Here is an 11,188-nt window from a genome sequence, read left to right as displayed (position 1 = left end):
TTATAAAGACATGCGTGTTTAAAAAAGGCATAAGTAATTTTCACTACTTATGCCCTTTACACTCTTTTTTAAAAATTTGTTTTTGTTTTGATTAGAATTTATTAACTCCTGTATCCCACCAAAGTCTAGTTCCTCCATTATCAGCACCACCAAGTTCTTGAACTCCTTGTGCATATCCTGCTGGATTAGAATTTTTCTCTTGAACTGGGAAGTTTAATCTCCTTACGAAAGTTCCGTCTGGAATTTTACCCGAAGAAAAGTTATTTGTAGGTAAAAATAATTTAGGGTAACCTGTTCTTCTAGTTTCAGCCCATCCCTCTTGACCATCAGGGAAACCTGCAATCCATTTTTGAGTAATAATCTTTTGAAGCTTAACTTCGTTAGATGCAGCATCAGACCATTTAACAGTAACAAGATTTTGAGCAACAATATTATTAGCTGCATTTAAAGGATCTACAAAGTTTTCTGGTAATAATACATCATTATTAATGTAGCTAGTTGCAATACCTGCACCGTTCTGTGCGAAAGATAAACTAATACCATCCTCATAGAAAGATTGAGCAGTACCGCCTCCCATATCCCATCCTTTTATAGCTCCTTCAGCTTTTAGGAAACTAGCTTCAGCAGCAGTAAACCAAGGAATTTGCCCACTACTTAGTACTATATCACCAATTCTGGAAAACTGTTTTTCTTTTGCAGTTTTATAATCATCATTAACAAGAGATCCCATTCTTATTCCTTGATATGTTCCAGTAGCTGTCTTTGTAAAATAACGACCTCTTCTTGGATCATCATACCCATTCATCATAGAAGTAAGGGCTGCTCCAGCTTTAATGTCTTTCCACTCGTCAGAGTATGTTTTAACTGGATGATCTGCTAAATAAAATACGTTCTCAGCGTTTGAATTAATAGTACCAAATCCTTTAACAGCTCCTTCTGCTTCTGCTTTCGCCTTTGCTGGGTCAATATTCGAAATTCTCATTGCTAAACGAAGACGTAATGAATTGGCAAATTTAATCCAATTTACAACTACTCCTTTTGCAGTTGTTCCGTCTGTTCCATCTTTTGCATCTACGAAAAAGGTACTTTTTACATCAGCAGTTGCAAAAGGTGTCAAAATATCTACAGCCGTTTTTAACTCTGTAAAAAACTGGTCATAAACTGCTTTTTGAGAATCATAAGGTACTGTCGCAGCCTCTGATCCAAAAGCTGAATAAACTATTGGTCCATGATAATCCGTTACTTTATGCATTGCATATACTTTTAAGATCAAAGCCCATGCATAATACTTAGGACCTTTTTCCTTAACCAATCGCTCTACCTTAAGTGCATTAACCATTTCTCTTCTATAGGCATTCTCCCATTCTGCACTATTCCATCCGTCAAGAAGAACATAAGTAGAATTGTTGTTATTACCCTCAAAAGCAGTAGGAGTTGCCATATATCCAGAAAAAATATCTGCATTTAGATTAAACTGTATCTGACCTCTCCAGTCATCTTCGACCAAAATATACATGGCTCTTTGCATCGCTCTAAGAGGTGCCTTTACATTGTTAAAGTCTTGTTCTAAATCTTTATCTGAAAGAGCAGTATCATTAGAATTGACATCGTCAAAATTACTTGTACAGCCTCCAAAAGAAAAAGCCAGGACTGCACCTAAAATTAATAATTTATTTTTCATTTGTAAAATTTTATTGTTGATTAAATTATTTTCATCAATTTATGATTAAGCATATTAGACCTCATTAACTATTTCATTTCCATCTTCAGCCCAAACAATTAAAACATCATAAATCAAAAGGTTTTATCCTTTATAAGAAAACATTCTTAGAATGTTAAATTCAAGTTCACACCAATACTTCTAGTAGATGGAGCACCAAAAATATCAATACCTTGCAATCCTTCACCAGTACTTAAAGTTACGTTTGGATCAAACGGAGCATCTTTGTAAAAGAAAAATAAGTTTTTCCCAACAAGAGAAAGATTCACAGTTTTAAAAATAGTTTCTTTACTAAAATCAAAAGTATATCCAAAAGAAAGTTCTCCTAATCTTACATTTGTAGCTTTGTACATATACTCTCCAGTAGCTCCACTTCTATCTCCTACAACACCATAATATGTTTCAGTATCATATAAACCAGTATATTTAGTACCATCTGCATTTACAGCATTTATAGCAACTCCACCTGCAGCTCTGGCATCTCCTGATTTTTTAGAAACACCATAACTATCCAACATAGCTTCAGTTAAACTCATCACATTTCCACCAAATCTTCCATCGATAAGTACATTTAAGAAAAACTTCTCATATTTAAATGTATTAGAGAATCCCAACATAAAATCAGGATTTGAAGTTCCCATTTGTACCCAGTCTGTTTTTTGGATCTTCCCTTTATCATCAAGTAGAATTTGTCCTTGATCATTTTTTACAATATTTTTTCCTTCGATAATACCAAATGGTTTTCCTTCAATTAAACGGTATCTATAACTATTTGGATCACCATTTGTTAAAAGAACTCCAGTATCTTTAAATTCTTCACCCAAAGATTTTACTAAGTTTTTGTTTGAAGCATAATTAAGAGCTATATCCCAAGAAAATTTATCGGTAACAATTGCTTTTGCAGATACAGTAATCTCAAAACCTTTATTTTCGATACTACCTGCATTAAAAGCATAATTAGTATAACCGAAAGGATTTGTTAATGGAGCTGGTATAGTTACTAACTGATTTTTTGTTTCATTTTGATAATACGTAAAATCAAGTCCAAATCTATTATTAACAAATCTCCACTCTGTACCAATCTCAAATGAGTTTTGTTTTTCAGGTTTCAAAGAAGTCCCAGGTCTTGGACCTGTTACTGGGCTAATCACACCTCCAAAAGAAAGACTATTTTCAGGCGAAGTTAAATAAGGAGTAATATCATTACCTACCTGAGCAAACGATGCTCTTACTTTTCCATAGCTTATTGCTTCTGGCAACTTAACCACCTGGCTTACAATAGCAGTAACACCCACAGATGGATAAAAGAATCCTAAACTTTCAGTATTAACCAATGTAGATGACCAGTCATTTCTTCCTGTAACATCTAAGAAAAGCATATCCTTATAACCAAAAGTAGCACTACCAAATACAGATTGCACTTCTTTTTCTGCCCCAATAGTTTGACTGTTTCCTGAAGTTGCAACAAAGTTATTGATGTTAAACCAGTTTGCATTTATCAATCCTTTTACACCCGAGTCATTAGTTACTGTATTATTAACTGTTGATTTAGTAATACTTGCTCCTAAAATAGCATTAAAACTAAAATCACTACTAAATTTTGTATTTACCGTACCAATAAAATCTCCGTATAATTGAGAACTTTCACTGTTTGATAAAATATATCTACCAGTAGTTGCAGCTAAAGTTGTATTAGTTCCTGCATAAACTTTCTTATCATATTTACTGTACATTTTATTGTAACCACCTCTGGTTTTAAAACTTAACCACTCATTAGCCTTGTAAGATAATGCGATAGAACCAATAAAAGATTGGTTAATATCAGTAGTTACGTTTCTATTCTGAATCCAATATGGATTTTGAATAATATCTGTAGTAGCACTAGCCCAATTTTGAGTATTTAAATTTCTGATAGGATCAAATACCTCAATGTTTTCTTTGTAGTAATTAAAATCATTCCCTCTTGGAAACAAGTACACCCCAGTAAGAGGATTATAATACAAAGCATTCGTTGGCTTGTTAGTAATTTTCTGATCTGCAAAAGAGAAAGCAGCATCTACATTTACTCTATCTTCAAACAATTTTACACTTTGGCGAATACCAATATTATTTTTCTTCAATTCATTTGTTGGCATAACACCAGCAATGTTAGTATTTGCATAAGTAAGACTTGTAGTAGCTTTTTCACTTCCGCTATTAATTCCAACAGAGTTTATAAAAGTCATCCCTGTATTGAAAAAATTATCTACATGCTCAGGAGACTCTTTAGCAGCTCCCCAAGTTTTTGCACTTTCGGCAACAGATCCATAAGATGTTTGAAATTTAGGTAGCGATATCACATTGTCTACAAAAAGACTTGAAGTATAATTTGCAGTAACAGTTCCAACTTTACCTCTTTTAGTAGTTACAAGAATAACTCCATTTGCTCCCTGACTACCGTATAAAGCAGCTGCAGAAGCTCCTTTTAGTACCGTCATAGACTCGATATCCTCAGGATTCATCATAGACACAGCATCTCCACCATCTCTGTTACCACCCGCTTTATCTCCAAAAACATCATTTCCTTGCGCAGTAGAAGAGTTCAATAAAGGAATTCCATCAACAACATACAATGGTTGGTTGTTTGAGATTGATGAATTACCACGGATAGTTACTTTAACAGAACCTCCAGAACCAGAAGCACTTCTACCCACAACTAAACCAGATACTTTTCCTGATAAACTATTAATAAGATTCGCATCTTTTACACGAGTCATTTCTTCACCCTTTACCTCTTGTGCGGCATAAGTTAAAGACTTCTTAGCCTTCTTGATACCTAATGAGGTTACAACAACTTCATTCAATGCATTCGAAGCAGCGTTCTTTAACTTTACGTTAACAGTGGCAGCATCTCCAACAACAACATTTTGCGTTTCCAATCCTACATAGCTAAAAACTAAAGTTTGCCCTTTTTGAGCTTCAATAGAAAATACACCATCAAAATCGGTAACTGTACCTTTTTGTCCTCCTTGAACTGCAACTGAAGCTCCTGGCAACGGCAATCCATCAGAATCTGTAATCACACCTTTGACATTTTTTACCTGAGCAAGCGAAACCTGCACCGTAAAAGCAATCATAAAGATTAAGAAAATTTTTTTCATGTTTATAAAATTTTTGTTAGTTATGGGATAAAATTATTCTTAAAGAATTGTTAAAAAAAATATTTTATACCAACAACAAAAAACCATAAACAAACGACATTAAACAATCTATAATATGCTAAACGAAAACGTTTTCTACATACCAATAATTCAATATTTTAAGTTTTAAACTAAACTTAAGTCATAAATACGGGTTTTTTAACAAATTATTACACATTTAAAAATAAAACTGAGCAAATAAGCCAGTATATCTAGGAAACAATCAATTATGCATTTTACGAAAACGTTGTCTAGACTAAATATTTCATGTTTTAAGATATTTTTCAAATTTTTATTCAAAAAAATTGTGTTTTCATTAACTAATTGATTAAAGTTGCAAAATAATATTTTACTAATTACCTAACCCAACCAAAACCTCCTACTAATTGAATAGAATCAGTAAAATGAAATTCGATATTAAACTTCAAAATCATCTTTGGTTTTGGGGAGTTTATTTTATATTGAATTTCTTAAGATGGGGAGCTTACTTCAATAACTATCAATATTCATTTAAATCAAATCTTATTGAATTCTCATTACATATACCATTAGTATATTTTAACCTATTTGTTTTAGTACCACGGTACGTTTTAAAATCTAAATACATCACCTATACTTTTAGTCTTATAGCGAGTCTATTTGTAATTTATTTAGTAAAAACCGCACTTACCTATTACTTAATATCCCAAAACATTTGGCCAGAGGCAAATCGCGAATACAAACCATTCGAGATAAATCATATCGTTGCTGTATGTATTGGTGAATTATACGTATTAGCAATGGCATCATCTGTTTACCTGACACTTACATGGCTACGAGAAAGAGAAAGAAACCGATCCTTGAGAGAAAACCAGTTTAAGATTAAATTAAAATATCTTGAAAATCAGATACAACCTCATTTTTTCTTTAACACTCTAAATAATCTATATGCATTATCACTGGAATCTTCAGACAAAGTTCCAGATGTGATTATCAAACTTTCCAAATTAATGGAATATGTTTTATATGACATAAAAGGAACAAAATCTGTTAAATTAATTCAGGAAATAGACTATATTCATAACTATATTGAGATAGAAAAACTACGATTTCAAAATGTAGAAGTTAGTATTAATTTAGAGTCAGATATAGACGATGTCGAGGTACCGCCTTTAATCTTCATCTCCTTAATAGAAAACGCCTTTAAACATGGTGGACTTAATAACCCAAATTTAAAAATAAAAGTAAACTGCAAAATCATTGATAACAAAACACTCGATTTTGAAGTATTAAATAATTTTGTACATTCACAGAATTTTAAGACAAAAAGAGGAATTGGCTTAGTCAATACCCAAAAGAGATTAAAACTAATTTATAAGAATAATTACAATTTAGAATATAAAACTAAATTTAATTACTACATAATTCGCTTGCAAATACCTATTAATAATGAAAATTAAATGCGTATTGATTGATGATGAACCATTAGCAATCAAAGTTCTACAAAACTACTTTACAAATTTTACCGATTTTGAAATTACCGGTACATTTGTTAATGCGCTAGAAGCACTGGACTTTATAAACAACAACAGTGTAGATGCCGTTTTCCTGGACATTAACATGCCCATGATGACTGGTTTTGAACTCATTAGTTTAATAGAAAACAAAACCAAAGTTATCATTACTACCGCTTTTAGAGAATTTGCAGCCGAAAGTTATGATCTTGAAGTTTTAGATTATTTAGTAAAACCTATCCCCCTTCCTCGATTTATAAAATGTATCAATAAAATTACGACAGAGTTCAATTTAAAGAACAATATCAAAGTCGAAAATCATCGTGTCGAGCCTCATCTTTTTATCAAAGTAGATAAGAAAATGATCAAGATAAATATCGATGAAATTTTATTTGTAGAAGGAATGAAAGAATACATCAAGGTAGTAACCCTTGATAAAACGTACATTACACATAAGTCATTAACCGCATTATCAGATGAGTTACCGGCCGATAGATTTATGCGTATTCACAAATCTTACTTAATTGCAGTGAATAAAGTCAAATCTATTGAAGGAAATCGCATACAAATCCAATCTTTCACTTTACCAATAGGTAGGAATTATAGCAAAGATGTAAAAAGTAAAATACTAGAATAACCTCCTCAAAATCATCGATTTTACCTCTCCAAAAAATAACACTTTGTTGAATAAATCATACCGTTGGTATAAATTTAACATTATTTGTTCTGTTTTATTTTTTTTTAAACGAGTTTACAAATATATTTACGCTCATCAAAAAACAAATAAAAACAAATAAAATTAACCTTATAACATTATGAGTTCAGAAAATGTACAAACAAAATGGGGACAATTTATCTCCTTGATAATAGTTTTCTTTTTTTGGGGCTTTGTTGGATCTGCCAATGACATCCTAATTCCAGTATTCAAAAAAGTTTTCACTTTATCTCAGGTACAATCACAATTAGTTGCTTGGGCATTTTATGCAGCTTACTTCGTAGGATCTATGATTTTCTTCTTAGTATCTTTAAAAATGGATGTACTGCAAAAATTTGGATACAAAAAAACACTTTCTGCTGGTTTAATTCTTTCTGCTGTAGGTTCGTTTCTATTTGTTCCCGCTGCAACTATGGAAAGCTTCCCTTTCTTCTTAACCGCTTTATTTACTGTAGGTTTAGGATTTTCGATTCAACAAATTGTAGCCAATCCTTTAGCTATTAAAATGGGAAGCCCACAAACAGGGGCTCACCGTTTAACTTTAGCAGGAGGTATCAACTCTTTCGGAACAACAATTGGAGCTATTTTATTAGGGATCGCTTTGTTCGGAATGGGAGATAATAAAAATACTTCTCTTTCATTAGAAGACATCAAACTACCTTTCATCATTCTTGGTCTTGCTTTTATTGTAGTAGCCATTTTCATGAACTTCTCTAAAATTGAAGATCCTGCAAAAGAAGAGGAAGAAGTAGTTAAAGTAGCACACGAAAAATTCAACATTTCAGACTACCCACAACTATATTTGGGAATGTTAGGAATCTTTATATACGTAGGAACAGAAGTAACAATTATTAGTAATTTACCAGCTTTACTACATACTGCCGAATTTGGTAATATTCTAGAAGATGCTATCGCCCCATTTATCGCTCTTTATTGGGGAAGTTTAATGATCGGACGTTGGAATGGTGGAGTAAACGTTTTCAACACTTCTACGTTAGTAAATACAGCCTTAAAATTCATTGTTCCAGCTATCGCCTTTGGAGTAATTATTGGAGCTAATATTTTTGCAGCACATGACGTTTCTTCATTCTACATTTACCCAATCTGGATTTTATTATTCATAGCAGTAAGTTTTGTAGGTGGTAAAAATGCTGGAAAAACTTTAATGCTTTTCGGAATTTCAGGTTTATTAATGATGGTTGCCGGATTAATTTGTCCAGATCCATCAATTGCTAAATTCTTCTTTATCTCTGGAGGTTTATTCTTATCTATCATGTGGCCATCTATATTTGATTTAGCTATTGCTGGTTTAGGAAAAAACACCGGAAAAGCATCTTCATTCTTAATCATGATGATTCTTGGAGGAGGAGTAATTCCTTTGATTCAAGGAAGTATTTGCGATATCGACCTTACTAGCCCAGAAGGAATATTTGGTATTACATGGACACACTTTTCTTATATCGTTCCGCTACTTGGTTTTGCATATTTAGGATTCTACGGTTATTATTGTCCTAAAATACTAAAGAGACAAGGAATTAATCATACTCAAAGCGGAGGACGAGGTCATTAAAAACCCACCGTATTAAAATAGAAAAAGTCCCATTGCAAAATGGGACTTTTTTATGCTTTACAACTTTCCATTAGGAATTAGATTTAACCACAAAGTCCGCAAAACTTAATAATCAAGCTTTGCGGACTTTGTGGTTTTCGACTTTGCACCCTTTACGGTTAAATAGCATACCACATGATAATATAATCATTTAGCATTAAGGATATTCTCCAAATTCTTTTTAAAAATCACCTTATTCTTTTCAGGAATAGTATACACCACATCTTTGTTAGCATGCACTATAATTTGCTTTATATCCAGATCCAAAAGCTTTCTCGGTTCTTTTAACTTCAAGGTACAAGCACCATCAAAATAACCATCATCTTCAATAATTTTTTGAGTTTTAACAATACTTCCATCACCAAATACTGCCGAAATTGTCATCGAATTATTTAATGTTGTAGTATAAAAACCATCCATAACCAACATAACGCGGTAGCTGTTTTTCATTTCCGCACCTTTAAACTCATGTCGTACAATTGTATAACGCAATCCTTTATCAAGAACCTGAAAGCTTTTTGAACAATCCAGTTCAAATGTAGCCACGTCACCAGCATCATTAATTCCTTTTATTACTTTGGCTTGCGCAGTAACCGACAATCCAACTATTGTAAACGCAAATGCAATTAGTAGCTTTTTCATATGTAGATAGTTAATTTTGAGATACATAAAAATATAAAAAAAACGCCATGTTTTTGACAAACATGGCGTTTTAAAATAAATTTTAAGAAAAATTACTTATTTCCTTTTTCAAAATCAGCAACAAACTGCGCCAATCCGATATCTGTTAATGGGTGTTTTAATAAACCATAAATTGCAGAAAGAGGTCCAGTCATAACATCAGCACCAATTTTTGCACAGTTTACAATATGCATAGTATGACGTACAGAAGCAGCTAAGATTTCAGTTTCATAACCATAGTTATCATAAATCAATCTAATCTCTTCTATAAGCGCTAAACCATCTGTAGAAACATCATCCAAACGACCAATAAAAGGAGAAACATAAGTTGCTCCAGCTTTAGCAGCCAATAAAGCTTGTCCAGCAGAGAATACTAAAGTTACGTTTGTTTTAATTCCTTTATCCGAGAAATATTTCGCAGCCATAACACCTTCTTTCGTCATTGGCAATTTAACTACGATTTGCTCGTGTAAATCAGCCAATTCTTCACCTTCTTTAATCATTCCGTCATAATCCAAAGCATTAACTTCGGCACTAACATCACCTTCAACAAGATTACAAATATCAACGTAATGTTTCAAAATGTTGTTTTTTCCAGTAATTCCTTCTTTTGCCATCAATGATGGATTAGTAGTAACCCCGTCTAAAACACCTAAAGCTTGTGCTTCTTTAATTTGAGCTAAATTAGCTGTGTCAATAAAAAATTTCATATGTATTATATTTAATTGTGTTCCTAAATAGGGCGTGTTCGCCGCGGCGAACGGGTTTTACATTACAATCTTTTATTTTTTAAAGAAAAAAATAAAAGGATTTCCATTTCATCCCCTCACGCAAAATGAAAAATCGCTGCAAAATTACAACTTATAATGATTCATTAACATCTTTTCATAAACTTTATCAGGAAGAATACGTTTCAAAACAATTGAGAATTTCTGCATAAAAGCCCCAACTTTATAATGTCCTTTAGGCTCTTTAGTTTGCATAATTTTATAAATAGCTTCAGCCATTTCATTAGGATTTCCACCCGCATCTACATGCTCATTCATCGTTTCAAGCGTACGTCCATACACAGTCTCGTAAGCCGAACCCTTTATTACAGGTGCATGATAACGCCCTGCAGCAATATTAGTAGCAAAATCACCTGGTGCAACATTGGTAATATTAATCCCAAAAGACTTAACCTCCATACGCAAAGCTTCCGTAATTAACTCCAAAGCTCCTTTCGAAGCCGAATATACACTTCGATAAGGCAACCCCATATAACCAGCAATAGAAGTAATATTAATGATCAAACCTGACTTCTGCTCACGCATTTGTGGCAAAACAGCTTTCATTACCTCGATTGGACCAAAAAAGTTAGTTTCAAAATTATTCTTGATTTCCTCTGTCGGAATTTCTTCCAGAGGACCAGTAATCCCTACACCAGCATTATTAATAACAACATCAAGACGCCCTGTAGTTTTTATAATTTTAGCAACCGCAGCCTTAATCGACTCTACATCACGAACATCTAAAGCAACTAAAGGAAAAACAGAATTTAAAACCTTCTCAGGAGTTCTACTAGTTCCATACACTACAAATCCTTTGTTATGCAAAAATTCTCCAATAGATTTTCCAATCCCTGAGGATCCTCCGGTAATTAAAATAACTTTACTCATGATTTAGATTAGATGTTAAATGTTATAGTTAAAAGTAAGTGCCTATGCCTAAAATACGATGTTAAAGAAAACTTCTAACATCCCACATATGACTTCTAACTTCAGACAGGTCCAAAAATAAAAAAATCCTCCC

8 protein-coding genes are annotated in these 11,188 nt (G+C 32.8%); 3 read left to right on the top strand and 5 right to left on the bottom strand.

Annotated elements, in window-relative coordinates:
* Positions 1-91 precede the first annotated feature (91 nt).
* Together ACJ6WR_RS19075 and ACJ6WR_RS19070 are read right to left on the bottom strand one after the other, a co-directional pair.
* Positions 92-1,681 (bottom strand): RagB/SusD family nutrient uptake outer membrane protein, encoded by a 1,590-nt coding sequence (locus ACJ6WR_RS19075; protein WP_409416137.1) that lies wholly within the window; start codon positions 1,679-1,681, stop codon positions 92-94.
* 146 nt (positions 1,682-1,827) lie between these two features.
* The gene (locus tag ACJ6WR_RS19070; protein WP_409416136.1) at positions 1,828-4,860 is read right to left on the bottom strand and encodes a SusC/RagA family TonB-linked outer membrane protein; all 3,033 of its coding nucleotides are present in this window, start codon (positions 4,858-4,860) and stop codon (positions 1,828-1,830) included.
* A 443-nt stretch (positions 4,861-5,303) separates the two neighbouring features.
* On the opposite strand from ACJ6WR_RS19070, the gene ACJ6WR_RS19065 reads away from it, so the two are divergent.
* The 3 genes from ACJ6WR_RS19065 to ACJ6WR_RS19055 all read left to right on the top strand — a co-directional run bounded on the left by ACJ6WR_RS19065 (position 5,304) and on the right by ACJ6WR_RS19055 (position 8,677).
* Entirely contained in the window at positions 5,304-6,338 is a 1,035-nt protein-coding gene (locus ACJ6WR_RS19065; protein WP_240474703.1) for a sensor histidine kinase, read from the top strand.
* Positions 6,328-7,029 (top strand): LytR/AlgR family response regulator transcription factor, encoded by a 702-nt coding sequence (locus ACJ6WR_RS19060; RefSeq protein WP_039112758.1) that lies wholly within the window; start codon positions 6,328-6,330, stop codon positions 7,027-7,029. Before ACJ6WR_RS19065 ends, ACJ6WR_RS19060 begins: the two co-directional genes overlap by 11 nt.
* A gap of 178 nt (positions 7,030-7,207) precedes the next feature.
* A complete protein-coding gene (locus ACJ6WR_RS19055) occupies positions 7,208-8,677 on the top strand; it encodes an MFS transporter (protein ID WP_039112759.1) in 1,470 nt (489 codons plus the stop codon).
* 186 nt (positions 8,678-8,863) lie between these two features.
* Here ACJ6WR_RS19055 and ACJ6WR_RS19050 read toward each other — a convergent pair whose 3' ends face one another.
* The 3 genes from ACJ6WR_RS19050 to ACJ6WR_RS19040 form a co-directional block, all read right to left on the bottom strand.
* Complete coding sequence (locus ACJ6WR_RS19050) at positions 8,864-9,358, bottom strand: hypothetical protein (RefSeq protein ID WP_039112760.1); 495 nt, start codon at positions 9,356-9,358, stop codon at positions 8,864-8,866.
* Positions 9,359-9,450: 92 nt separating this feature from the next.
* Complete coding sequence (gene fsa, locus ACJ6WR_RS19045; RefSeq protein ID WP_039112761.1) at positions 9,451-10,107, bottom strand: fructose-6-phosphate aldolase; 657 nt, start codon at positions 10,105-10,107, stop codon at positions 9,451-9,453.
* 144 nt (positions 10,108-10,251) lie between these two features.
* The gene (locus ACJ6WR_RS19040; RefSeq protein WP_086893909.1) at positions 10,252-11,055 is read right to left on the bottom strand and encodes an SDR family oxidoreductase; all 804 of its coding nucleotides are present in this window, start codon (positions 11,053-11,055) and stop codon (positions 10,252-10,254) included.
* Between the last annotated feature and the right edge of the window lie 133 nt (positions 11,056-11,188).

This window comes from Flavobacterium sp. PS2, from assembly GCF_046250155.1.
Taxonomy (GTDB): Bacteria; Bacteroidota; Bacteroidia; order Flavobacteriales; family Flavobacteriaceae; genus Flavobacterium.
Note: the sequence above shows the minus strand (reverse complement) of the source record. Positions and strands in the feature narration are given on the sequence as shown.

What these genes read in the sequence shown, in the direction of transcription:
- fsa (WP_039112761.1), bottom strand. Translation starts at nt 10,107, where the DNA reads ATGAAATTTTTTATTGACACAGCTAATTTAGCTCAAATTAAAGAAGCA.
- ACJ6WR_RS19070 (WP_409416136.1), bottom strand. Translation starts at nt 4,860, where the DNA reads ATGAAAAAAATTTTCTTAATCTTTATGATTGCTTTTACGGTGCAGGTT.
- ACJ6WR_RS19050 (WP_039112760.1), bottom strand. Translation starts at nt 9,358, where the DNA reads ATGAAAAAGCTACTAATTGCATTTGCGTTTACAATAGTTGGATTGTCG.
- ACJ6WR_RS19055 (WP_039112759.1), top strand. Translation starts at nt 7,208, where the DNA reads ATGAGTTCAGAAAATGTACAAACAAAATGGGGACAATTTATCTCCTTG.
- ACJ6WR_RS19060 (WP_039112758.1), top strand. Translation starts at nt 6,328, where the DNA reads ATGAAAATTAAATGCGTATTGATTGATGATGAACCATTAGCAATCAAA.
- ACJ6WR_RS19040 (WP_086893909.1), bottom strand. Translation starts at nt 11,055, where the DNA reads ATGAGTAAAGTTATTTTAATTACCGGAGGATCCTCAGGGATTGGAAAA.
- ACJ6WR_RS19075 (WP_409416137.1), bottom strand. Translation starts at nt 1,681, where the DNA reads ATGAAAAATAAATTATTAATTTTAGGTGCAGTCCTGGCTTTTTCTTTT.
- ACJ6WR_RS19065 (WP_240474703.1), top strand. Translation starts at nt 5,304, where the DNA reads ATGAAATTCGATATTAAACTTCAAAATCATCTTTGGTTTTGGGGAGTT.